This is a genomic window from Streptomyces caniferus (assembly GCF_009811555.1).
GTDB lineage: Bacteria > Actinomycetota > Actinomycetes > Streptomycetales > Streptomycetaceae > Streptomyces > Streptomyces caniferus.
Genome location: NZ_BLIN01000005.1, coordinates 1681469 through 1704941 on the forward strand (window position 1 = coordinate 1681469; position 23473 = coordinate 1704941).

The window sequence follows — 23473 nt, forward strand, 5'->3', positions numbered from 1 at the left end:
GGGACGGGTCACTCGGTGTTACTCCCGCCCGTCGCCCGGCGACCGCCCGAAACGGACCGCTAAGAGCGCCGCACCATGTCCACGAACAGGGCGTGGACCCGGTGGTCGCCGGTGAGTTCCGGGTGGAAGGACGTGGCGAGGACGTTACCCTGCCGCACGGCCACCGTGTGCCCGTCGTACGTCGCCAGGATCTCGACCGCGCCGCCGACCGACTCGACCCAGGGCGCCCGGATGAAGACGCCCTCGACCGGCCCGCCGGGGATCCCGGCGACGTCGACGGCCGCCTCGAACGACTCGTTCTGCCGCCCGAAGGCGTTACGGCGCACGATCATGTCGATGCCGCCGAGCGTCTCCTGGTCCTCACGGGCGTCCAGCAGCTTGTCCGCGACCATGATCATGCCGGCGCAGGTGCCGTAGACCGGCTTGCCCGCACGGACGAAGGCACGCAGCGGCTCCAGCATGCCGAAGACGACGGCCAGCTTGGACATCGTGGTGGACTCGCCGCCCGGGATGACCAGGCCGTCGATCTCGTCCAGTTCCTCGGGACGGCGTACCGGCCGGGCCAGGGCGTCCGCCTCGGCGAGCGCGACGAGGTGCTCGCGGACGTCGCCCTGGAGGGCCAGCACACCGATGGTGGGGGTGCTCATCGATGGTCCTACCAGCCGCGGTTGGCGTAGCGCTCGGCCTCGGGGAGGGTGTCGCAGTTGATGCCGACCATGGCCTCGCCCAGGTTGCGGGAGACGTCCGCGATGACCTTCGGGTCGTCGTAGAAGGTGGTGGCCTTCACGATCGCGGCGGCACGCTTGGCGGGGTCACCGGACTTGAAGATGCCGGAGCCGACGAAGACGCCCTCGGCGCCGAGCTGGCGCATCAGCGCGGCGTCGGCCGGGGTGGCGACGCCACCGGCGGAGAACAGCACGACCGGCAGCTTGCCGAGCTCGGCGACCTCCTTGACCAGCTCGTACGGGGCGCGCAGTTCCTTGGCGGCGGCGAACAGCTCGTTGTTGTCGTAGCCGCGCAGCCGGGCGATCTCGCCCTTGATCTGACGCATGTGGCGGACCGCCTCGACGACGTTGCCGGTGCCGGCCTCGCCCTTCGAGCGGATCATGGCCGCACCCTCGGTGATCCGGCGCAGCGCCTCGCCCAGGTTGGTGGCACCGCACACGAAGGGGGTGGTGAAGGCCCACTTGTCGGAGTGGTTGACCTCGTCGGCCGGGGTGAGGACCTCGGACTCGTCGATGTAGTCGACACCGAGCGACTGCAGGACCTGCGCCTCGACGAAGTGGCCGATCCGGGACTTGGCCATGACCGGGATGGAGACGGCTTCGATGATGCCGTCGATCATGTCGGGGTCCGACATCCGGGCCACGCCGCCGTCCTTGCGGATGTCGGCGGGGACCCGCTCCAGGGCCATGACGGCGACGGCGCCGGCGTCCTCGGCGATCTTCGCCTCTTCCGGCGTGACGACGTCCATGATCACGCCGCCCTTGAGCTGCTCGGCCATTCCGCGCTTGACGCGCGCGGTTCCGGTCTCGGGGTTCTGGGGCGTGGTGGGCGTGCTGGACACGTGTGACCTCACTCAATGCGGGTGGCTGTACTGCTGCGCCCACACAACCGTTAGCGAGTGGCCCGGGAAAAGGGCCAATTAGAGGTCAGTGGCTCGTCACTGCTGGGAGTCGCAGTGTGCGGCGCCCGCCCGCCGGCCGCTCAGTTCCCGGCCGAGCGGTCGTCCAGGACGGCCGGCGGCTCGTCGTCCATCTCGAAGGCCAGCGGGAACGGGGCATGGCCGGCCAGCCGCAGATAGCGCACCACCCGGTGGCGGCGGACGGCGCGGGCGGCCCGTACGGAGTCGTTGTGGAACCGGCGGGCCATCGGGACCCGGCGCACCGCGGCGGTGAGTTCGGTGACCGTCCGCTCGCCGCCCGGGGCCTCCCGTACGGCCTCCAGCTGGGCCTCCTCCTCGAAGATCGCCCGCAGTGCCTGGCTCAGCTCGCTCTCCGCGACCTCACGGTGGTCCTCCTCGGCCTGCCGCGCCTCGTGCGCGGCCTGGTAGAGGACGATCGAGGCGGCGGGATCGAGCACCCCCGAGGTCCCCACCTCCTGCGCGACGGACGCGCGCCGGAGCAGCTGGGCGTCGAGCGCCGCCCTGGCCGCGTCGATACGGGCGTGCAGGCGGTCGAGACGGCCGGCCGTCCAGCTCAGATAAATACCGATGAGGACGATCGCGACGGCGATCCAGATGAACGTGGTCACGGCCGGTCACGATACGCGGTGCGCTGCGCTTGGCTTTCTTCCCACGTTTTTGGCTTTCCCGCCGTGGTGGTTTGTCGCCGTCTATCGCCCGCTGCGCGGTGCGCCCGTCGTTGCCCTTTCGCTGCGCTTTGCCTCGGCTCGTTTTTGGCTTTCTCGCCGTTGCGCCTGCGGCGGGCCCGTCCGCTGCGCTTTGCCCGTCCCGACGTGGGGGTTTGTCGCCGTTGCGCCTGCGGCGGGCGGGGCCGCTGCGCGGGGCTGTCGGGGTGCGGTGACGGGCCTGCGCGGGTGGGGGTGTCCGGACTGCTTCGCTTTACGTCCGGACACCCCCACCCGCTCCGACCCGCCCCCTCCCGTGGGTGGGAGGGAAAAACGGTGGTGGGAGTGCACGCAGGTGGTCCGGTGCACCTCGTGATCACACAGAAACAAGTCCCCCCGGTACGACCGGCAAGGGCCAGAACGGCCACAGCGACGGCCCGCCCCCACCAGCCTTCACCTCTCCACACACGGGAGGGGACGGGCCGGAGGGGCAGGGGTGTGGGACGTAAAGCGAAGCAGTCCCACACCCCTGCCCCGCAGGCCCGTCACCGCACCCACAGCCCCGCGCAGCGGACCCCGGCCCGCCGCCAGGCGCCACGGCGAGAAACCACCACGGCGGGACAGGCAAAGCGCAGCGGACGGGCGCACCGCGCAGCGGGCGACAAACGGCGAGCAACACCCACGGCGCGAGAGACAAAAACGTGGGAAGCCTCAATCCTTGGCCAGGCGGCGCCGCCCCCGCAGCCCCACCCTCTCGTCGGTGGCCACGGAGGCCGCCCCGGTGGTGACCGTCTCGTAGACGGCGAGGATGTCGGCCCCGACGGTCGACCAGTCGAAGCGGCGTACGTGGCGGGTGCCACGTTCGCGCAGTTCGGCGAGGCGTGCGGGATCCCCGAGCAGTCGTACCGCCGCAGCGGCGAGCGCCTCGGCGTCCTCGTTGGCGAAGAGTTCGCCGGCCTCGCCCTGGTCCAGGACCTGGGCGAAGGCGTCGAGGTCACTGGCCAGTACGGGGGCCCCGGCCGACATCGCCTCGACGAGGATGATGCCGAAGGACTCGCCGCCCGTGTTGGGTGCGACGTAGACGTCGACGCTGCGCAGCAGCCGGGCCTTGTCCTCGTCGCTGACCATGCCGAGGAACTCGACCCGGGAGCGCATCTCGGCGGGCAGCGCCGCGACCGCCTCCTCCTCGTCACCGCGGCCGGCGACGAGGAGCCGGGCGTCCGGCACCGCGGCCAGGATCGCGGGCAGTGCCCTCATCAGGACCGGCAAGCCCTTGCGCGGTTCGTCGATCCGGCCGATGAAGCCGATCGTCCTGCCCTGCCACTCGGCCTTCGGTTCGGCCGAGCCGAAGAAGTCGACGTCCACGCCGTTGGGGATGACCACCGCGTCGCCGCCGAGGTGTTCGACGAGCGTCCGGCGGGCGTATTCGCTCACCGCGATGCGGGCGCTGATCTTCTCCAGCGCGGGCTGCAGGATCGGATACGCGGCGATCATCGCCCGCGACCGCGGGTTGGAGGTGTGGAAGGTCGCCACGATCGGGCCCTGGGCCGCCCAGCAGGCGAGCAGGCCGAGCGAGGGCGAGGCCGGTTCGTGGATGTGGATGACGTCGAAGGCGCCGTGCTGGAGCCAGCGGCGCACCCGGGCCGCGGAGAGCAGGCCGAAGTTGAGCCGGGCGACCGAGCCGTTGTACGGGACGGGGACGGCGCGGCCTGCGGAGACGACGTACGGCGGCAGGGGTGTCTCGTCGTCGGCGGGGGCGAGGACGGAGACCTCGTGGCCGAGGCGGATCAGGTGGTCGGCCAGGTCGCGGATGTGGAACTGCACGCCGCCGGGGACGTCCCAGGCGTACGGGCAGACGATGCCGATCTTCACGCCGTCTCCGTTCCGGGCGCCTCGGGATCGCCCGGTGCGCCGGACTCCTCGCGCGGCTCCAGGTCGGCGAGCCAGAGTCGCTGCAGCATGTGCCAGTCCTCGGGGTGGTCGGCGATGCCGGAGGCGAAGGCGTCGGCGAGCGCCTGGGTCATCTGGGCGGCCTTCTCGGCGCGGGTGCCGGTCTCCGGGGCCTCGATCTCCGGGTGGACCCGGCCGCGCATGACGGCGCTGTCGTCGTACCAGAGCGTGACGGGCAGCAGCATGGCACCGGTCTGGAGGGCGAGCACCGCGGGGCCGGCCGGCATCTTCGTCGCCTCCCCGAAGAACTTGACCTCTATCCCGGAGGCGGACAGATCACGGTCGGCGACCAGGCAGACCAGGCCGCCGGCCCGCAGCCGCCGGGCGAGGGTGCCGAAGGCGGAGCCGCCGGTGTGCGGCAGCACCTCCATGCCCAGACCCTCACGGTAGGCGACGAAGCGGTCGTAGAGGGATTCCGGCTTGAGGCGCTGGGCGACGGTGGTGAAGGGGACACCGAGTTTGGTGGTGACCCACGCACCGGCGAGGTCGTAGTTGCCCATGTGCGGCAGCGCGAGGATGAGGCCGCGGTCGCTCTTGAGCCCGTCCTCCAGGTAGTGCACGTCCTCGGGAGTGAAGCCGTTCCTTATCCGCTCCTTGCTCCAGGCCGGCAGCCGGAAGGACTCCATCCAGTAGCGCATGTACGAGCGCATCCCGGCCCGGGAGAGCTCGGTGAGCCGCTGCGGCGTGGCGTCCGGGACGACCCGGGCGAGGTTCGCCTCCAGCCGCAGGACGCCCTTGCCGCGGCGCTTCCAGACCGTGTCGGCGATCCGGCGGCCGAGGCCCGTGGCCACGCCCTCGGGCAGCTTCTTGACGGTGCTCCAGCCCAGCGCGTAGAGCGCGTCCGCCAGTTTGTCGGTGTCGAACCGCGGCCGGCGGGTCCTCAGTGGACTCATGCGCCTGTTCCCCCTTGTGCCATGGCGTCGGCCTCGGCCGACTCCCGTCGTACGGTCACCACACGCTGTCCGAGGGTGACGGCGCTGCCGATGCCGACGATCCACAGGGCGATCGGCAGCAGGACCTCGACGCCGGGCACCCCGAAGGCGTGCAGACCCGACAGCCCGCAGGCGACCAGCGTGATGACCAGCCGCTCGGCGCGCTCGACCAGGCCGTTGACGTTCACCGGCAGCCCGATGGCCTCGCCGCGCGCCTTGGTGTACGAGACCACCTGGCCGCTGGCGAGGCAGAAGATCGCCATCGCGCAGAGCATCAGGCTGTCGCCGCGCCCCGCGTACCACAGGGCGAGCCCCCCGAAGATCGCCGAGTCGGCGACCCGGTCGAGGGTGGAGTCGAGAAAGGCCCCCCAGCGGCTGGAGCGTCCCAGCTGCCGTGCCATGTTGCCGTCGACCAGGTCGGAGAAGACGAACAGGGTGATGACGACCGTGCCCCAGAAGAATTCGCCCAGTGGGTAGAAGGCCAGGGCGCCGGCCACCACGCCTCCGGTTCCGACGAGGGTGACCGCGTCCGGGCTGACGCCGATACGGATGAGCAGGGCGGCGAACGGCGTGAGAACACGCGTGAAGAAAGCACGCGCGTACTTGTTCAGCATGGCCTTCCCGGAGGTCGATACGGGCCGCGAGGTCAAGGGGCCACCGGCTGGCCCATCGTAGCCAGGAGCTCTTGGGCCACCGCGAACGCATCGCGGCGCAGGGCGCATCCCGCGGCTCGGGGACGCCGCCGCGCGCCCGTGCACGCCTCCGCGGGCCCCCTCGTGGGGCGCTCCGGGACCCTTGGGAGGACCGGCTCCCTGTGCCATGTATGGACGCATCATGACCTCGGTGGAAAGCTCGAATCACCGCAAAGTGTCGACCTGGAGGCGAGACACATGAGCGAGAAATCGAGTACACACCCGGGAGCCGCCGGCAGGGCATCAACGGCCGGCCAGCCCACGGCCCTGCGGAATGTGGTGCTGGTCGGCCACTCCGGATCGGGAAAGACCACCCTGGTCGAGGCCCTCGCGCTGGCATCCGGCGCGGTCAACCGGGCGGGCCGGGTCGAGGACGGCGGGTGCCTGTCCGATTACGACGAGATCGAGCACCGCCAGCAACGCTCCGTACAGCTCTCCCTGGTCCCGGTGGACTGGGGCGGAGTCAAGATCAATATCTTGGACACCCCCGGATACGCCGATTTCGTCGGGGAACTCAGGGCCGGTCTGCGCGCGGCGGACGCGGCCCTTTTCGTTGTCTCGGCAGCCGACGGCGTGGCCGGCGCGACCCGGATGGTCTGGGACGAGTGCGCGGCCGTCGGCATGCCGCGCGCGCTGGTCGTCACACACCTGGAAGCGTCCCGCGCCGACTTCGACGAGATGACCGAGCTGTGCCGGACGTCGTTCGGCGGCGAGGACCCGGACGCCGTCGTCCCCCTCTACCTCCCGCTGTACGGGACACCGGGCGCCGACGGCCACTCCCCCGTACACGGCCTGATCGGCCTGCTCACCCAACGGGTCTTCGACTATTCGTCCGGTGAGCGCACCGAACGCGCGCCGACCGAGGAGGAGCTGCCGCAGATCGAGGCGGCCCGCGCCCGCCTCATCGAGGCCGTCATCGCCGAGAGCGAGGACGAGTCCTTGATGGACCGCTACCTCGGCGGCGAGGAGATCGACGTCAAGACCCTCATCGGGGATCTGGAGACGGCGGTCGCCCGGGGCACCTTCCACCCCGTGCTGGCCGCGGCCCCGGCTGCCGAGGGCTCCAAGCAGGGGTTGGGCACCGTGGAGCTGCTGGAGCTGATCAGCGGCGGCTTCCCGACCCCCGCGGAGCGCGAGGCACCGGCCGTGACCAGCCCGGACGGCGCCCCGCGCCCGGCGCTGAGCTGTGACCCCGACGGCCCGCTCGCGGCCGAGGTGGTCAAGACCTCCTCCGACCCGTACGTCGGCCGGATCTCCCTCGTCCGCGTCTTCTCCGGCACCCTGCGCCCGGACGAGACGGTGCATGTCTCCGGCCACGGTCTGGAGGACCGGGGGCACGAGGACCATGACGTCGACGAGCGCGTCGGCGCACTGTCCACCCCGTTCGGCAAGCAGCAGCGCCCGCTGTCCAAGGCCGTCGCGGGCGATCTGGCCTGTGTGGCGAAGCTGACCCGCGCCGAGACCGGCGACACCCTGTCCGGCAAGGACGACCCGCTGCTGATGGAGCCCTGGACGATGCCCGACCCGCTGCTGCCGGTCGCCATCCAGGCGCACAGCAAGGCCGACGAGGACAAGCTGTCGCAGGGCCTGGCCCGCCTGGTCGCGGAGGATCCGACGATGCGTCTGGAACACAACCAGGCCACCCATCAGGTGGTCCTGTGGTGCCTGGGCGAGGCGCATGTCGATGTCGCGCTGGAGCGGCTGCGGACCCGCTACGGCGTCCAGGTGGACACGGTCGCGCACCAGGTGTCGCTGCGGGAGACCTTCGGCGCCCCCGCCGCGGGCCGCGGACGCCATGTGAAGCAGTCCGGCGGCCACGGCCAGTTCGCGATCTGCGAGATCGAGGTCGAGCCGCTGCCCGGCGGCTCCGGCATCGAGTTCGTGGACAAGGTCGTGGGCGGCGCGGTGCCCCGGCAGTTCATCCCGTCCGTGGAGAAGGGCGTGCGCGCCCAGGCCGAGCGCGGGGTCGCCGCCGGGCATCCGCTCGTCGACATCCGCGTCACGCTGCGCGACGGCAAGGCGCACTCGGTCGACTCCTCGGACGCCGCGTTCCAGACGGCCGGCGCGCTGGCGCTGCGCGAGGCGGCCGGCGAGGTCCGGATCGAACTGCTCGAACCGGTGTCCGAGGTGAGCGTGATGGTTCCGGACGATTTCGTCGGCCAGGTGATGAGCGATCTGTCGGGGCGCCGTGGCCGGGTCGTGGGCACGGAGCAGTCAGGGGCGGGGCGCACCGTGGTGCGTGCCGAGGTGCCCGAGGTCGAGATCGACCGGTACGCCGTCGATCTGCGCTCCCTCTCGCACGGCACCGGCCGGTTCTCCCGCGTTCACCTGCGGCATGAGCCGATGCCACCGCAGCTCGCCGACAAGTGGCGGGAACAGGCCGAGAACGGCGCATAGTTAACGGCGGATCAGCCGTGGGGGCGACCGCTGTCCGGCTCAACTCCCCTGAGCCGGACGGCGGCTGTACGCTGAGCATCTGCCGCACAGCCGGGGGTCCGACGGCAGGACATGAGGTCACGGGCTCGAACACCGGCTCTTTGCAGGTGTGCCGTCGGCGGAAGTCGGGAAGAGCCGCATCATCGGATGCGAGCGGTGTGGGGGGCGGTAGTGGCAGACGGCTTCGACTTCAGTCCTGGGGCGCAGGTCCCGCTGTCGGGGAGTGCCGGACAGACGGCGGCGACCCAGGCGCTGGCCTCGGCCGCCTACCGGGACAGCCCGCTCGCCGACATCTCCAAGGCCGACTCGGAGTCCGGCAAGTCCGAGATCAAGAAGCCGAAGCTGTCGCTGTTCGCGCCCAACCTCGGCGAGGCGTTCTCGCGCGCCGTACAGGTGCGGATGCTGGGCGGTGGCCGCGCCGCGCTGATCCAGTCCTTCGGCACCGAGCCGCAGACCATCGTCGAGCACTGCCTGTCCGCCACCCGCGTCCGCAAGCAGCGGGACGCCAAGCTGACGGTGCTGATGGTGCTGTTCGGGGTGGTGTTCCTGCCCGGGGTGCTGCTGTGGCTGGGCGTCTTCCAGTTGCGCAAGATGCTCTCCAAGGACGGTGCGGGCAAGGGCCTGTCCCTGATCGGTGGGCTGCTGCTGACGGTGCTGGGCATCCTCACCGTGTTCTTCATGATCAAGCTGCCGTTCAACGGCTTCTGGCCGATGTACGCCCGCGCCATGGTCGTCGCCCCGATGATCGGCTGGTGGCTGGCCAAGCAGATCTGCGAGAAGACCGCGGTGGCCATGCGGGAGTCCTGGAAGGGACTGCTGGAGGGCGGCGGAGTGGCCGCGAAGATCCCCGAGGCGGTGCCCCAGGACCCGAACCAGATCGCCGCCGAGACCCTCCGGCAGAACCTCGTCAAGATCTCCGCCGAGCAGAGCAGCAACGTCGTCTTCTACGCCGGTCCCAAGGGCATACTCGGCATGGGTACGCGCTGGGGCAGTTGGCAGCTCGCGGAGGAGCTCACGCCGGCGCACGACGGCAGCGAGATCCACCCGTTCCGCAGCTGGGACGTCATCCGGGCGATCCACGACAAGCTGCGGCTGCTGGAGCGCAGTCCGCTGCACACCGGCGGCTTCCCTTCGCCGTCCGTACGCCACTGGATCGTCTCGCCGGTCGGCGAGAAGGCCGCCGCCGTCACCCGCCCCGAGGGCACCCATGTGGAGGCGTACCAGATCCGTGGGCACGAGATAGAGCGGATCTGCAACGAGCAGCAGTTCGGCAGCGGCAACCGCCACTACCTCGGCGTGCAGTTCGTCCTGTGGGACGGCCAGTTGGTGATCACCCTGATGATCACCGTCACGGTGCTGCACGAGACCCTGCGCATCGAGGTGACCGGTCACGCCCTCGGCCCGGTCAACGGCCTGTTCACGACCAAGCCCGAGCCCAAGACCAAGGACGTCGCCAAGGTCATCAAGTTCTGGGAGACCCGGACCCAGCACCTCCCGCTCATCGAGCCGCAGGAGGTGGTCCGGCTCGCGGCGCGCGCCCCGCTGACGTGGTTCCCGCCGGTCCTGGACTTCCTCGGCGGCAAGCTGACCCTCCCCGAGCCGTTCGGCCTGCGGCACGTCTGGGCCGACAAGCCCTGGCGCCACCGCTTCATGGCCGATGACGCGCTGCGCGCCGCGACCCCGGTGCTGCGCACCGTCCACGCCGCCGCGATGAGTGTCCTCAAGGAGAACGGCGTGGACACCGAGCGCTTCACCAACCGCTCCCTGGTGCTCAGCGGCATGATCCAGGGCGTGGAACCGCAGAAGGCGGACGAGTACAACGCCTGAGGGTCAGCGGAAGATGCCGGTGTGTCCCAGGGAGTACCGCCCGGGCTGCGGGTAGACCGCCAGCCCGTGCGGGCCCTGGCCGACGGGGATCTTGGCCAGGGTCTTGCCGGTACGGGTGTCCAGCGCATAGACCTCGGAGTTGTAGCGGCCGGACAGCCACAGGACCTTGCCGTCGGTGGACAGCCCGCCCATGTCGGGGCTGCCGCCGCCGCGGATGTGCCATTTGTCGATGAGCGCCCCGGTCCTGAAGTCGAGGCGGGAGATGGAGCCTTCGCCGCGGTTGGAGACGTACATGTAGCGCGAGTCGCGGCTGACGTAGAGGCCGTGGGCGCCCTTGCCGGTCGGCAGGAGCTCGGGCCGGTCGAAGGTGTCGCCGTGGAGGGTCCAGATGCCGTCGGCCATCATGTCGGCGACGTACCAGGTCTTGCCGTCCGGGGAGATCTTCACGTCCTGCGGCATCGCCCCCTCGAACGGCAGCTTCTGCTGGCCGATGACCTTCATCTTCTCGGTGTCGACCTTGAGCAGCTCACCGGAGAACTCGCAGGAGACGATGAAGTACCGCCCGTCCGGCGAGAAGTCGGCGTGGTTGACGCCCCCGCAGTTGACCGGCAGCGTCTTGCGGATCTCCATGGTGTGCGGGTCGCGGAAGACCAGCTGCCGGTCCATCGAGGCCATCACGATGGCGTACTTCCCGTTGGGCGTGAAGTAGAGGTTGTACGGGTCGTGGACCTTGACGGGCTTGCCGACCTTGCCGGTGGCGGGGTCGATGGGGGTGAGGTCGTGCCCCCGGTTGTTGTTGACCCAGAGCGTCTTCAGGTCCCATGACGGCACGACATGCTGCGGCTGTACGCCCACCCGCAGGGTGTCGATCACCTTGTACGTCTTGGGGTCGATGACGCTGACCGTGTCGGAGCCGGTGTTGGGGACGTAGATCCGCGAGGGAAAGTCCTTGACCTGCGGCGCCAGCCGGCCCGGCCGGTCGGCCGCATAGAGGTCGTGCTCGTCCAGCAGCGGCGGCATCCCGGGCAGCCCCGGCTTGGCGGCCTTGACCGGCGCGCGTTCGACCGGCCGCGGGCTCTGCCCGGCCCGCTCGGTCCCGCCGCCGTCACAGCCCGCCGCCACCAGCGCACAGGCCACGGCGAGCAGCGCGGCCCGGTGGCGCGCGCGACGGGGACGGTCGTGGGTACGGTTCCGGTCAGCCATCAGGTCACTAGCTCCGTTGTCGTCACCGCGCGCAGACCGCGTCGGCGGAGGCCGTCGAGGATCGGGGGCAGGGCCGCCACCGTGCCGGCGTGCCCGAGGTGGAGGCTTACGACCGAGCCCGGCTCGACCGCGTCCAGGACCGTGCGCCGGACGGCCGGTGCTCCGGGGTCGTCCGCGTCGAGGGAGTCCACGTCGTAGGAGAGGACATGCGGATAGCCGGCTCTGCGGGCCAGCCCGGTCACCAGGTCCGTGGCCCGCCTCGCCTGCGAGGGGCGGAACCAGCTGCCGATGGTTCCGGTGAGGGCCCTCAGCCGGTCGGCGCACCGGGTGATCTCGGCGTAGGCCTCGGCGGCCGGCAGTGCGCAGATGTTGCGGTGGTGCATGGTGTGGTTGCCCAGCTCATGGCCACCGTCGAGGATCCGTCGGGCCATCGCGGGCTGCTCGTCGAGCCAGTCGCCGATGGCGAGCACGGTGACCCTGGCCCCGGCCCGCTCGGCCTCGCCGAGCAGGGCGGCCGCCATTTTGGGGTCGCCCCTGCCGTGGAAGGTCAGCGCGACCGCACGGCCGTTCCGCGGGCCGTGCGCGATCTGCACGGGCAGGCCGGGCACCCGGGTCGGCGGCCGGGCGGTGCGGGCCCGGGCGGAGGGGGAATGCCCCGCCCCGGCAGCGCCCGGCCCGCCGGCGGACCGTGGGGCGCCGGCGTCCTCGTCCCGGTGCGGGTCGCAGCCCGACACCAGCACGCCGGCGGCCGCGGCCGAGGCGGCCGCGCGCAGCACGGAGCGGCGATCTGGGGAAGTCACCACCCCATTAGAGAGGCAACCAATCCGAATTAGGGCGATCTATCCGATTCATCCGCGTACGTGTCGCCTCGGACACCGGCGCCGGACGAGACCGGGCACGCCCTACGCGGGCCAGGCGTCCGCGAGCATCGCCCGGGTGTCGGCGAGGAGTTGGGGCAGCACCTTGGTGTGGCCGACCACCGGCATGAAGTTGGTGTCACCGCCCCAGCGCGGGACCACATGCTGGTGGAGGTGCGCTGCGATGCCGGCACCGGCGACGGTGCCCTGGTTCATCCCGATGTTGAAGCCGTGCGCCCCGGAGGCGGTGCGCAGCGCGGTCATCGCCCGCTTGGTCAGCTCGGCCAGCTCCGCGGTCTCCGCCTCGTCCAGCTCGGTGTAGTCGGCGACGTGCCGGAACGGGACGATCATGAGGTGACCGCCGTTGTACGGGTAGAGGTTCAGCACCGCGTAGACATACTCGCCGCGCGCGATCACGAGGCCGTCCTCGTCCGACTTCGCGGGGATCGCGCAGAACGGACAGCCGTCGCCGGCCCCCGGGCCGGTCGGCTTGTTCTCACCCTGGATGTAAGCCATCCGGTGAGGCGTCCACAGGCGCTGGAAGGCGTCCTGCGTCCCGACTCCGATCTGCTGCTCCGGCTCGCTTGTCATACGGGCCAGCATATTGCTTCGCCCATTGGCGCCGTGTCGTTGGGGCGCATACCGCGACCCGCTCCGCGATGCTGAGCCGGTGGACAGGGAGCAGCGGCTGCGGAACTGGGAGCGAACCGCCCAGCCCTGCCTCCTTCTCGCCTCGCTCCTCTTCCTCACCTCCTACGCGGTCCGGGTCCTGGTCCCCGACCTCTCCCCCGGCTGGCGGGCCTGGTGGGAGCTGGTCACCGTCGTCACCTGGGGCTTCTTCGTCGTCGAATATCTGGCGCGGCTGGCGTTCAGCAGCGACCGGCGGCACTTCCTGCGCACCCGCTGGCTGGATCTGATCGTGACCGTGCTGCCGCTGCTGCGGCCGCTGCGGATCGTCGACATGCACGAGCGGATGCAGCGGCGCCGGGACCACCCGCGGCTCGTCCTCGAGTCGCGGGTGATGGCGTACACCGGGCTCACCTCGCTGCTGCTGGGCTTCGCGGCCAGCCTGGCCGTCTACCACGACGAGCGCTCCGCCCCGGGCGCGAACATCCACACCTTCGGCGATGCGGTCTGGTGGGCCTGCTCGACGCTGACGACGACGGGGTACGGCGATGCCACGCCCGTCACCTCGCGCGGCAGGGTGGTCGCGGTGGCGCTGATGTTCGTCGGGGTGGCGCTGATCGGAGCGGTGGTGGGCTCCTTCTCCTCCTGGCTGCTGCGCCGCTTCCGGCAGGACGGCGAGACATGAAGAAGCCCCGGAGAGCGGGTGGTTCTCCGGGGCTTCGTGCCCACCTGACGGGCGTCACACCTGGGCGCGGCGCTCCACGACATCGAGGATCTCGGCGATCGCCGCGTCGCGCGGAATGCCGTTCTTCTGCGATCCGTCGCGGTAGCGGAAGGAGACCGCGCCGTTGGCGACGTCCTCGTCACCGGCGATGATCATGAACGGGACCTTGGCCTTCTGGGCGTTCCTGATCTTCTTCTGCATCCGGTCCGACGAGGCGTCGACCTCGATGCGCAGCCCCTTGGCCTTGGCCTGGGCGGCGAAGTCCTGCAGGTACGGGACGTGTGCGTCGCCGATCGGGATACCGGTCGCCTGGACCGGCGCCAGCCATGCCGGGAACGCACCCGCGTAGTGCTCCAGCAGCACCGCGAAGAACCGCTCGATGGAGCCGAACAGCGCGCGGTGGATCATCACCGGACGCTGCTTGCTGCCGTCGGCCGCGGTGTACTCCAGGTCGAAGCGCTCCGGCAGGTTGAAGTCCAGCTGCACGGTCGACATCTGCCAGGTCCGGCCGATGGCGTCCTTGGTCTGCACGGAGATCTTGGGGCCGTAGAACGCGGCGCCGCCCGGGTCCGGGACCAGCGGCAGCCCCTGCTTCTCGGCCACCTTCCGCAGGGTCTCGGTGGCCTCCTCCCACACGTCGTCCGAGCCGACGAACTTCTCCGGGTCCTTGGTGGACAGCTCCAGGTAGAAGTCGGTCAGACCGTAGTCGCGCAGCAGGTCGAGGACGAAGGTGAGGGTGGCGTCCAGCTCGTCCGCCATCTGCTCCTTGGTGCAGTAGATGTGCGCGTCGTCCTGGGTGAAGCCGCGGGCACGGGTGAGGCCGTGCACGACGCCCGACTTCTCGTACCGGTACACCGTCCCGAACTCGAAGAGGCGCAGCGGCAGCTCACGGTACGAGCGGCCGCGCGCATCGAAGATCAGGTTGTGCATCGGGCAGTTCATGGGCTTGAGGTAGTAGTCCACGCCCTCGTCGAGCTGCATGGGCGGGTACATGCCGTCGGCGTACCAGTCCAGGTGGCCCGACTTCTCGAACAGCTTCCCCTTGGTGGCGTGGGGGGTGTAGACGAACTCGTACCCCGACTCCTCGTGGCGCCGGCGGGAGTAGTCCTCCATGACCCGGCGGATGATGCCGCCCTTGGGGTGGAAGACCGCCAGGCCCGAACCGATGTCCTCGGGGACGGAGAACAGGTCGAGCTCGGCACCGAGCTTGCGGTGGTCGCGCTTCTCGGCCTCGGCGAGGAACTCCAGATGCGCCTTGAGCTCGTCCTTGGTCGGCCAGGCGGTGCCGTAGATCCGCTGCAGCTGCTTGTTCTTCTCGCTGCCGCGCCAGTAGGCGGCGGCCGAGCGCATCAGTTTGAACGCCGGGATGGCACGGGTGCTGGGGAGGTGCGGCCCGCGGCACAGGTCCTTCCAGCACAGCTCGCCGGTCTTGCCGTCGAGGTTGTCGTAGATGGTGAGCTCGCCGGCGCCCACCTCGGCGGAGGCCCCCTCGCCCGCTTCGGCCGCCGAGCCCTTGAGCCCGATCAGCTCCAGCTTGTACGGCTCCTCGGCCAGCTCCTCGCGCGCGGCGTCGTCGCTGACCGCCCGGCGCGCGAACTTCTGCCCGCGCTTCTGGATCTCCTGCATCTTCTTCTCGATGCGCTTGAGATCTTCGGGGTGGAACGGGGTCTCGACGTCGAAGTCGTAGTAGAAGCCGTCCTTGATCGGCGGGCCGATGCCGAGCTTCGCCTCCGGGAACAGCTCCTGCACGGCCTGCGCCATCACATGGGCGGTGGAGTGCCGCAGGATGTCGAGACCGTCCTGGGAGGTGATCTCGACGGGCTCGACCGCGTCGCCGTCGGCGACCTCGTACGCCAGATCCTTCAGCTCTCCGGCCACCCTGGCGGCCACGACGCTGCGCTCGCCCTGGAAGAGGTCGGCGGCCGTAGTGCCCGTGGTCACCACGCGTTCTTCCCGCTCGGAATCGCGTTGGACGGTCACACGGACGTCTGACACCGGTCTCTCCTGACTCATGTCTCTTCACGTCAGCTCTTGCTGCGCAGCCGAATCGTACCGAGCCACCGGACCCGACCGCGAAACGGTTTCACCACCCCCCGCTCGAAAGCCGCTATTCCTCGGCACCGCACGCCTCCTCGAAGAAGTCGAGGTTTTCCTGCAGCGACTTCAGCAGCCGGTCCCGCTCCGCCTCGTCGACCTGTACGGGCGTGACATCGCGGCCGCCGGTGATCCGGCGGAACCCGCCCCGGCTCTCCAGCCGCCCGCTCACCCGGATGGGCAGTCCCACCAGGTGCGCATGTCCGGCGATGCGGTAGTCCTCCTCCCCCAGCGCGACCCGCACCTGCACCACGTCTGCCCCGGTGATCACCCGCAGCCGCACCGTGCCGGGCCCGCCCGGCCGCTCCCGGCGCAGCCGGGTGACCGCGCCGGTCACCCGGACCGGCAGCGACGGCTCCTCGCGCACATAGCGCTGGGCCGCCTGCTGCAGCGCGGGCAGATCGCCGGGCGAGAACTCCACCGGCTCGGGGCGGGCCGGGCAGTCGGCCGGGGCGCCGGCCCCCGGCGACCACTCGACCGCGATCCGCACCCCCTCCGCGTCCCGCACCAGCGCGATCAGTGCCTGGACCAGCTCATGGCAGACCCCCAGCCCGACGGCGGCGTCGAAGGCCTCCATCCCGCCGGTGGCCCGCTGGTAGTCGGTGGCGTCGCGGGCCGCGTGCAGCGCCCGCTGCAGCCCGGTGACCGCACCGCGCCCGCCGCGCACCGGGACGAACGCGGTCAGCCGGCGCCCGGCCGCCGCCGGACCGACCAGCACGTCGCCCAGGAACCCCTCGGCCTGCCGTTTGTACCGGGCGCCGTAGTAGCCGGCCCGCCCGTACGTCCCCAGCGCCCCCGCGACCAGCATCGAGCGGGCCGCACCGCGCAGCTGCTCCTGCGCGACCCAGTACGCGGCCCCCGAGCCGCCGTCGGGGACCTCGCGCTCCCAGCGCACCTCGTCGCTGGGCACCGCCAGCCCCACCAGCACCTCGCGGGCGGAGGACGCGGAGCTCTGCGCCAGTGCCGCCAGCGCCTCCGCGAGCAGCTCGCCGCTGTCGGGGAAGCGGCGGTCGTGCGGTATCAGCAGGCTGGTGCCGCTCGCCCCACCGGGCGGCGTCCACCGGGTGTAGTGGCCCGCGGCCCCGCCTCTGCGCCGCCAGCCGTGCCGGGCCAGCAGCGCGCCGAGCACCGCCGGATCGAGCCGCGCGGGATCCAGGAGCCGCGCGTCATAGTCGTCGGTCGGCCGGTACATCAGGGTCTCCCTCCCGCCCCGACCCGCGTCATGATCTCGCAGAGCGCTCGGTCGTCGAAGATCCGCGCGGTCGGGATCCGCACGGTGGTCCTGCGCCGGCCGGTCACCGGATGGCCGGCCAGGTTGATCCAGTAGCAGCAGTGCCGCAGTGCGAGACGGTCGTGGGAGGCTCGCAGCCAGTCCTCCTGGGCCCGCGGGACCAGCATCACGACCAGGATCTTGTGCACCGATACGGGTGTACGGGCCAGCTTCACCAGATGGTCGTTGTCGAGCGTGAAGGCGAAGGTCGGCCCCGGCGGGCGGGGGGCGGTCTGGTAGGTGCACTTGAGCTGCACCTTGATGGTGACTTCGTCGTCGACGGTGTGGCCGGGCGCGCCATGGCTGACGTGCCAGTCGATTCCGTTGTCCGGGAAGGGCTGCGCCAGCGAACATCCGGAGGCGGCGGCGACCGCGTGCAGATAGCCCACCTGGAGGGTCTCCATGCAGGCCGTGGTGGCGAGTCCGCCGCGCTGCGGTGTGGTCAGCTGGGGCAGCAGCCCGCCCGGTTCGGGCTGCGCGAGCGTCATCGCGGGGATGCCTTCCGGGCTGTGCCGATCGATGCGGGTGGATGACGGGGAGAAGGCGGAACGCGTCGGCCCGTCCCTCTGGTTGTCTCCGCGTCAAGTGGTCCGCAAACAAAGACGGTTCGACCACCGCACGGCTCGGGTATCACCAGCTCGGGTGACGTGCGTGTCATCCCTTGTACGAGCGCGAGGAGTTGGGATGATGCCGTGCTGGTATGACGGTCCGCTTGCCGCCTTCGACACCGAGACCACAGGGATCGACGTCGAGCGCGACCGCATCGTCTCCGCCGCCCTGGTGGTCCAGGAGACACCGCGTTCCGCGCCCCGGATCACCCGTTGGCTGATCAACCCGGGCGTCGAGATACCCGAGGCCGCCACGGAGGTGCACGGCCTGACGGCCGACCACCTCGCGCGCAACGGCCGCTGGCCCGCGCCGGTGCTGGAGGAGGTCGCGCGCGCCCTGGCCGCCCAGGCGGTGGCCGGCCGCCCGCTGGTCGTGATGAACGCCCCGTTCGATCTCACGCTCCTGGAGCGCGAGTTGAAGCGGCACCGCGCCAGCTCGCTCGGCGCGTACCTGGGCGGCCATCCGCTGCGCATCCTCGATCCCCGCGTCCTCGACAAGCACCTCGACCGCTACCGCAAGGGCCGCCGCACGCTCACCGATCTGTGCGCGCACTACGAGGTCGAGCTGACGGACGCGCATGAGGCGGCGGCCGACGCGCTCGCCTCGCTGCGCGTCGTACGGGCTCTGGGGCATCGCTACGCGGAACGCCTGGAGGGGCTGCACCCGGCGGAGCTGCACACCCGCCAGGCGGTCTGGTACGCCGCCCAGGCGCGCGGGCTCCAGGCGTGGTTCGCCCGCAGCGGCAACCCGGAAACGGTGGATCCGCACTGGCCGCTGCGTCCCGAACTCCCCGCCGCGGCCTGATCCCTCATCAGCAATTCCGGGCCGGCCGGAAAGGCAGCGAGCGGAATTCCCGGCCCCGGTTGTCCAACGAAAAGAACCGGACCGCCTTTTGGCGGCCCGGTTCTTGATCCCGGTGGGCGATACTGGGTTCGAACCAGTGACCTCTTCGGTGTGAACGAAGCGCTCTCCCACTGAGCTAATCGCCCGGGTGTCGGCGAGGTTTCCCTCGCGAACGAGCAGAACAATACAGGCCGCCCGGGCCTTCCATCAAATTCCTGTTCCGCCGCGGCCCGGGGCCGCCCCGCCCTGGCGCCCGGGGCCCCTCATCCGCGGGCCAGCCAGGCGGCGAGCCCGCGGCGTCCGGCCCGCATCATCAGCGCGTGATTGGCGAGGAACACCGGGCGCCCCAGCAGCGCGAACCGCCGCAGCAGCGGTTTGCGGACCTCGACGTCCTGCTCGAAGACGGCGCGGGTGCCGCCTTCGCCGGGCACCACCGTCCAGCGCGCCCAGCCGGCCAGGTCTCCGCGCATCCCTATCTCCAGCACCCCCGCACCGGGGTCCCGTACGCGCTCGCTCGCCACGACCGTCAGGTCGTACGGCAGCAGCGACCGGAAGCGGGCGGTGCCGCTGCGGTCGTCGACCGGGTCCACCTCACGGACCTGGGGCCACCACCGGGGGTACGCCTCGGCGCGCTCCAGGACGGCGTAGACGACGGCCGGCGGGGCGTCGAGCAGCCAGACGCTGCGGAATCGGTAGCGGTGCAATCGGCGTGACCAGGCGGGCATGACCCCAGTGTGCGCCCCGCGGCGGTGCGCACGCCCAACAACAGCGACGGCCCGGAGACTTGGAGTCTCCGGGCCGTCGTCCGGGGTGGGCGATACTGGGTTCGAACCAGTGACCTCTTCGGTGTGAACGAAGCGCTCTCCCACTGAGCTAATCGCCCGGGCGCACCGCAAACATTACCCCACGTCGGCGGGCACTTTTGACCATGCCGTCATCACTCCGAGACGTTCCACGGCATCGCGAGGCCGAACTTCCAGACGTAGACCGCGAGCGCCGCGGCGATGATCACCACGCCGATGGCGGTCAGGATGATGTTGCGCCGCCGCACGGCGGGGTCGAGCGCCTTCTGGGCCGCTTCCGTGACCTTGCGCTTGGTCCAGCGCAGGATCAACTGGGCCCAGACGAATTCCGTCGCCCAGATCGCCATGCCGCCGAAGATCACCAGCCAGCCCGGCCCCGGCAGCGGCAGCATGATCACGCCGCCCACCACGACCGCGAGGCCGACGACGAAGACTCCGACCTGCCAGCTCAGGTGCAGCGGCCGGGAGCGCTTGATGAAGTGCGGCGCTCTCGAACCGAGCGGTGGCCCAGCCGGAGCGGCACCCTCCTCCAGCGTTCCCGACCCCCCGTTACTCTGCGTATTCATACGCACAAACTTACCGGACGGGATGGGTCCGCGGAATTACCGCCGAGGACGATCTCGCAATCCGCCGGAAGAGGTACCTGAAGCCACACAAAACCGTCAGAGGGGTTTACAACGGCACCGTAGGTGGCATGTCGATTTCGCCGACGTGCGAATCCCCGAGCGCACACTGAGCGAAAGGCCCTGGCGCTTATGAACACCACGGTCAGCTGCGAGCTGCACCTGCGCCTCGTTGTGTCGAGCGAGTCCTCACTGCCTGTACCCGCGGGCCTGCGGTATGACACGGCCGATCCTTATGCCGTGCATGCCACCTTCCATACCGGAGCCGAGGAGACCGTGGAGTGGGTTTTCGCCCGCGACCTCCTCGCCGAGGGCCTGCACCGGCCCACCGGCACCGGAGACGTCCGTGTATGGCCGTCCCGGAGCCACGGACAGGGCGTTGTCTGCATCGCCCTGAGCTCACCGGAGGGCGAGGCCCTGCTCGAGGCGCCCGCGCGCGCTCTCGAGTCGTTCCTCAAAAGGACCGATGCCGCCGTACCACCCGGTACGGAGCACCGGCATTTCGATCTCGACACCGAGCTCTCCCACATCCTCGCGGAGAGCTGAGACGCAGACCGCTTACCGAAAGCACCCACCCGCTCACACTTGCGTCCGTCCGACTCGGGGAGACGGCGCAGGACCGACAAGTTCATACGGCACACTTCGGCGTCGTCGCCGCGGACCCACCGCGGAGTCGGCGCTGAAGCTTGTTCCTGGCGCTAGAGTCGGCGACCATTCGGCAACCACACCGGGGACGGTAACCGTCCGGCCCCACCCTGCCAGGGAGCGGAACCGTGATGATCAGCCATGACACCCGGTGCGCGCTGGAGGCGGTCGTCGATCTGCTGAACACCGCTCCGGAGGGCGATGCGCCCGGGGCACCGGACAGCCTGACCGGCCTCGCGGCCCTCGAGGACTTCGTCCGGCGCCACGACGTCAGCGATGTGGGCCCCCTCGGCGCGGGCGACCTGGCAGCCGTACGGTCCGTCCGGGCGCGGTTCGCACGGATCTTCGCGGCCGAGGACGACCGCGGCGCGGCCGAACAGCTGAACTCGCTGGTCGCCTCGGCGGGCACCACGCCGCAGCTGACCGATCACGACGGGTACGACTGGCACGTCCACTACTTCGCGCCGGGCGCGTCGGTCGCCGAGCATCTGGCCGCGGACGGCGGGATGGCGCTGGCCTTCATCGTCGTCGCCGGGGAGCGCGAACGGCTGCGGCGCTGCGAGGCGCCGGACTGCCGGCACGCCTTCGTCGACCTCTCGCGCAACCGCTCCCGGCGCTACTGCGACAGCCGCACCTGCGGGAACCGGCTGCATGTCGCGGCCTACCGGGCACGGCGGCGGGAGGCCGCGGCGGGCTGAGCGCCCGGCGCGGCACACCGGCAGGGCGCGGAGCGGCGGCACGAAGCGGCCTCACAGGAGGAAGAGGTCGTGCACTGCCCCGAGGAGGAGCAGAAAGCCGATGACGGCGAGGAAGAGCATCAGCGGCGGCTGGGACAGCGCGAACAGGCAACCGCGGGGTTCGGGGGACGGGGCGTCGTCTTGGGCGAGGGCGCACTCATCGTTCATCTCGCGCGCATCATGGCGCAGATGATCGTGCCAATGCGCCCGATAAGCGCCTCAGCAGTGGTAGTTCATCAGATCCCGTGCTTTTTCAGGATCGCTTCGATGTCCGAGAAGTCATCCTTGGGTGCACCGCCCCTGCCCTGAGCGGCCTTCCCCTTGGGGGCCGGCTGCGCCGCACCCCGGCCGGCGCCGAGGGAGGGCACGGAGGCGGCCGGAGCCACCGCGTCGGACCGGTCGGCCGCCGCGGCCTTGCGTTCCTTGCGGCTGCCGATCCCGCCCCTGCGGCGCTCCACTCCCCTGCTGATCATGAACAGCACGGCGGAGAGCGCGAGCACACCGAAGCCGGCCCAGACCGTGGGCTTGAAGACGATGTTGGTGACCCAGTCGATGACGCCCGTCATCACCAGGCCGATGGGAATCAGGGAAAAAGCGGCGATGCGGGTCGCGGCCAGGAACCGCTTGCGGTAAGCCGTCAGCGCGGCGATGCCCAGGCCCGCTGCCGACACCGCGGCACAGACGGTCGAGGTCAGCATCCGGTCCTCCTGCCGATGAAAGAGCGAGCAGCCACTCTGCTCCCTTCCATCCTGCCTTGTCCGGCCGTGCGCGGGCCATGTTCCGGCACGGCCTCAGGGACATCTCGGGGTTGCGCTCCTCCGCAGGTCCCGGTCCGGGCACCGGCCGGGGTACCTCCCCGCGCGATCCGGGGCAGTGCTGGAAGACTGAGCCCCATGAACGACGCCACCACCTCCGCCGCCCGTCCCGACCGCCCCGTTCTGGACGTGTGGTGCGAACTGCAGTGCCCGGACTGCCATGCCGCCCTGGAGGACCTGCGGGCGCTGCGGGCGCGCTACGGCGACCGGCTGGGCATCCGCCTGCGCCACTTCCCCCTCCCCAAGCACAAGCACGCCTACGTCGCCGCACAGGCCGCCGAGGAGGCCATCGAGCAGGGGCAGGGCTGGCCGTACATCGAGGCGGTGCTGGCCCGCAGCGAGGACCTCGCCGCGCGCGGCGAGAAGCTGCTGCTGGAGGTCGCCGGGGACCTGGGGCTGGACGCCGAGGAGCTGGACACCGCGCTGATCGACGGGCGGCACCTGCTGATCGTCGACGCGGACCAGGCCGAGGGCAAGGCGATCGGGGTCACCGGGACCCCGACGTATGTGATCGGCGGCGAGCGGCTGGACGGCGGCAAGAGCCAGGAGGGGCTGCGCGCCCGTATCGAGGAGATCGCCGACCGGCTGCTCGCCGGTCAGGGCTGAGCCGGGCCGCACGGGCGCGGTCCGTGCGGCCTCACAGGATCGGCTTCCAGAGCAGGTACCCGGTGGGCCGGTAGCCCAGCGAGTCGTAGAGGCCGAGGGCCGGCGCGTTGTCCGCGTAGACGTTCAGGCCGAGGGTGGTGTGGCCGGCGGCGAGGCTCTCGCGCTCGGCGACCAGCATCAGGGTGCGGCCGTGGCCCTGTCCGCGGTGGGCGGGCGCGACCTGCACATCGACGACGTAGCCGCCCGGTGCCTCCGGCATCCGCAGGGCGACCCAGATGCTGCCGACGTCCGCGCCGCGATGTGTCAGGACGCGCAGCGCCTGGTCGGGCGTGTCCAAGCCCTCCGGCAGCAGCGCGCGATGGCCCGCGGCCGAGATCTCCTCGGCGCGGGCGCGCGCCATCCCCTGGCCCAGCTGCGTCCGGATGTGCTCGGCGAGCGCGGCGTCCCGCCAGGCGGGGTACTCCGCCTCGCTCAGCGCACGGTCGCCGCTGCCCTCGGGCAGCCGGGGCGGACCGTCGAGGGTCTTGCTCATCGTGCGGCTGCGCTCGATGTAGCCGAGCGCCGCGGCGAGCCGCCCGGCGGCCTCTGCGCCGGCCGGGACGGTCACCTCGATCTGCCGGCAGCCCCAGCCGCGCAGGACTTCCTCGGCGGCGAGGGCGGCGACCGTGGCGCGGCCGCGCTGCCGGTCCGGCGCCTCGATGCCCAGCTCCTCGATCCGGCCCGCCGCCGGGCCGAACCGGGCGTCCGTCGTCAGCCGGATCCCGCCGACCCGGCGGCTGTTGACGCAGATGTCGTACGCACGGGCGCGGCGCCCGTCGTCGAGTCGTTCTTCGGGTCCCGCGGGGCGCAGCGTTGTGGTCACGAGGACTTTCTACTCGCCCGTGCGCGGGC

Annotated in this window: 24 protein-coding genes and 2 tRNA genes; 7 read left to right on the top strand and 19 right to left on the bottom strand. The window is 71.0% G+C overall.

Features of this window, described 5'->3' with window-relative positions:
• Window positions 1–59: 59 nt before the first annotated feature.
• From pdxT to pgsA, 6 genes are all read right to left on the bottom strand, one after another.
• The gene (pdxT, locus tag Scani_RS23980) at window positions 60–647 is read right to left on the bottom strand and encodes a pyridoxal 5'-phosphate synthase glutaminase subunit PdxT (protein ID WP_159479740.1); all 588 of its coding nucleotides are present in this window, start codon (window positions 645–647) and stop codon (window positions 60–62) included.
• Window positions 648–655: 8 nt separating this feature from the next.
• Window positions 656–1567, bottom strand: coding sequence for a pyridoxal 5'-phosphate synthase lyase subunit PdxS (pdxS, locus tag Scani_RS23985; protein WP_159479741.1), 912 nt, complete (start codon window positions 1565–1567; stop codon window positions 656–658).
• A gap of 140 nt (window positions 1568–1707) precedes the next feature.
• Window positions 1708–2253, bottom strand: coding sequence for a hypothetical protein (locus tag Scani_RS23990; protein ID WP_159479743.1), 546 nt, complete (start codon window positions 2251–2253; stop codon window positions 1708–1710).
• A 747-nt stretch (window positions 2254–3000) separates the two neighbouring features.
• Entirely contained in the window at window positions 3001–4161 is a 1161-nt protein-coding gene (locus Scani_RS23995; RefSeq protein WP_159479745.1) for a glycosyltransferase family 4 protein, read from the bottom strand.
• Window positions 4158–5132, bottom strand: a complete 975-nt coding sequence (locus Scani_RS24000; RefSeq protein ID WP_159479747.1) for a phosphatidylinositol mannoside acyltransferase — start codon at window positions 5130–5132, stop codon at window positions 4158–4160. Before Scani_RS24000 ends, Scani_RS23995 begins: the two co-directional genes overlap by 4 nt.
• Window positions 5129–5785, bottom strand: coding sequence for a phosphatidylinositol phosphate synthase (gene pgsA, locus Scani_RS24005; RefSeq protein WP_159479749.1), 657 nt, complete (start codon window positions 5783–5785; stop codon window positions 5129–5131). Before pgsA ends, Scani_RS24000 begins: the two co-directional genes overlap by 4 nt.
• A 276-nt stretch (window positions 5786–6061) precedes the next feature.
• On the opposite strand from pgsA, the gene Scani_RS24010 reads away from it, so the two are divergent.
• On the top strand, window positions 6062–8260 hold the full coding sequence (locus tag Scani_RS24010; protein WP_159479752.1) for an elongation factor G-like protein EF-G2: 2199 nt from the start codon (window positions 6062–6064) through the stop codon (window positions 8258–8260).
• Between the two features lie 186 nt (window positions 8261–8446).
• Window positions 8447–10126, top strand: coding sequence for an AbeC-like domain-containing protein (locus Scani_RS24015; RefSeq protein WP_159479753.1), 1680 nt, complete (start codon window positions 8447–8449; stop codon window positions 10124–10126).
• A 3-nt stretch (window positions 10127–10129) separates the two neighbouring features.
• Here the strand turns inward: Scani_RS24015 and Scani_RS24020 are convergent, their stop codons facing one another.
• The 3 genes from Scani_RS24020 to Scani_RS24030 all read right to left on the bottom strand — a co-directional run bounded on the left by Scani_RS24020 (window position 10130) and on the right by Scani_RS24030 (window position 12789).
• Window positions 10130–11329 carry a YncE family protein gene (locus tag Scani_RS24020; protein WP_159479755.1) on the bottom strand — a complete coding sequence of 400 codons (1200 nt, stop codon included), beginning with the start codon at window positions 11327–11329 and terminating at the stop codon, window positions 10130–10132.
• Complete coding sequence (locus Scani_RS24025) at window positions 11329–12105, bottom strand: polysaccharide deacetylase family protein (RefSeq protein WP_159482342.1); 777 nt, start codon at window positions 12103–12105, stop codon at window positions 11329–11331. Before Scani_RS24025 ends, Scani_RS24020 begins: the two co-directional genes overlap by 1 nt.
• 126 nt (window positions 12106–12231) lie before the next feature.
• Entirely contained in the window at window positions 12232–12789 is a 558-nt protein-coding gene (locus tag Scani_RS24030; RefSeq protein WP_159479757.1) for an HIT family protein, read from the bottom strand.
• A 67-nt stretch (window positions 12790–12856) separates the two neighbouring features.
• On the opposite strand from Scani_RS24030, the gene Scani_RS24035 reads away from it, so the two are divergent.
• The gene (locus tag Scani_RS24035) at window positions 12857–13498 is read left to right on the top strand and encodes a potassium channel family protein (RefSeq protein ID WP_159479759.1); all 642 of its coding nucleotides are present in this window, start codon (window positions 12857–12859) and stop codon (window positions 13496–13498) included.
• A gap of 54 nt (window positions 13499–13552) precedes the next feature.
• Here Scani_RS24035 and thrS read toward each other — a convergent pair whose 3' ends face one another.
• The 3 genes from thrS to Scani_RS24050 form a co-directional block, all read right to left on the bottom strand.
• The gene (gene thrS, locus Scani_RS24040; protein ID WP_159479761.1) at window positions 13553–15532 is read right to left on the bottom strand and encodes a threonine--tRNA ligase; all 1980 of its coding nucleotides are present in this window, start codon (window positions 15530–15532) and stop codon (window positions 13553–13555) included.
• A gap of 112 nt (window positions 15533–15644) precedes the next feature.
• Window positions 15645–16823, bottom strand: coding sequence for a hypothetical protein (locus tag Scani_RS24045; RefSeq protein WP_159479763.1), 1179 nt, complete (start codon window positions 16821–16823; stop codon window positions 15645–15647).
• Complete coding sequence (locus Scani_RS24050) at window positions 16823–17389, bottom strand: DUF4365 domain-containing protein (RefSeq protein WP_159479765.1); 567 nt, start codon at window positions 17387–17389, stop codon at window positions 16823–16825. Before Scani_RS24050 ends, Scani_RS24045 begins: the two co-directional genes overlap by 1 nt.
• Window positions 17390–17588: 199 nt before the next feature.
• Here Scani_RS24050 and Scani_RS24055 point away from each other — a divergent pair, with 199 nt between their 5' ends.
• Entirely contained in the window at window positions 17589–18314 is a 726-nt protein-coding gene (locus Scani_RS24055; protein WP_159482343.1) for an exonuclease domain-containing protein, read from the top strand.
• Between the two features lie 113 nt (window positions 18315–18427).
• Here Scani_RS24055 and Scani_RS24060 read toward each other — a convergent pair.
• The 4 genes from Scani_RS24060 to Scani_RS24075 all read right to left on the bottom strand — a co-directional run bounded on the left by Scani_RS24060 (window position 18428) and on the right by Scani_RS24075 (window position 19722).
• A tRNA-Val gene (locus Scani_RS24060) sits at window positions 18428–18499 on the bottom strand.
• Window positions 18500–18616: 117 nt separating this feature from the next.
• Entirely contained in the window at window positions 18617–19078 is a 462-nt protein-coding gene (locus Scani_RS24065; protein ID WP_159479767.1) for an SRPBCC family protein, read from the bottom strand.
• Window positions 19079–19164: 86 nt separating this feature from the next.
• Window positions 19165–19236 (bottom strand) — tRNA-Val (locus Scani_RS24070).
• Window positions 19237–19290: 54 nt separating this feature from the next.
• Entirely contained in the window at window positions 19291–19722 is a 432-nt protein-coding gene (locus Scani_RS24075) for a TIGR02611 family protein (RefSeq protein WP_246296130.1), read from the bottom strand.
• A 189-nt stretch (window positions 19723–19911) separates the two neighbouring features.
• Here Scani_RS24075 and Scani_RS24080 point away from each other — a divergent pair, with 189 nt between their 5' ends.
• Complete coding sequence (locus Scani_RS24080; RefSeq protein WP_003959770.1) at window positions 19912–20325, top strand: SsgA family sporulation/cell division regulator; 414 nt, start codon at window positions 19912–19914, stop codon at window positions 20323–20325.
• A gap of 227 nt (window positions 20326–20552) precedes the next feature.
• Window positions 20553–21122, top strand: coding sequence for a CGNR zinc finger domain-containing protein (locus Scani_RS24085; protein ID WP_159479769.1), 570 nt, complete (start codon window positions 20553–20555; stop codon window positions 21120–21122).
• Window positions 21123–21173: 51 nt separating this feature from the next.
• On the opposite strand, the gene Scani_RS40055 is transcribed toward Scani_RS24085, so the two are convergent.
• A complete protein-coding gene (locus Scani_RS40055; protein WP_018087659.1) occupies window positions 21174–21329 on the bottom strand; it encodes a hypothetical protein in 156 nt (51 codons plus the stop codon).
• Between the two features lie 68 nt (window positions 21330–21397).
• Complete coding sequence (locus tag Scani_RS24090) at window positions 21398–21859, bottom strand: hypothetical protein (protein WP_159479771.1); 462 nt, start codon at window positions 21857–21859, stop codon at window positions 21398–21400.
• 195 nt (window positions 21860–22054) lie between these two features.
• Between Scani_RS24090 and Scani_RS24095 the strand changes: the two genes are divergently transcribed.
• Window positions 22055–22582, top strand: coding sequence for a DsbA family protein (locus Scani_RS24095; RefSeq protein WP_159479773.1), 528 nt, complete (start codon window positions 22055–22057; stop codon window positions 22580–22582).
• Window positions 22583–22613: 31 nt separating this feature from the next.
• Here the strand turns inward: Scani_RS24095 and Scani_RS24100 are convergent, their stop codons facing one another.
• On the bottom strand, window positions 22614–23444 hold the full coding sequence (locus Scani_RS24100) for a GNAT family N-acetyltransferase (protein WP_159479775.1): 831 nt from the start codon (window positions 23442–23444) through the stop codon (window positions 22614–22616).
• Window positions 23445–23473 lie beyond the last annotated feature (29 nt).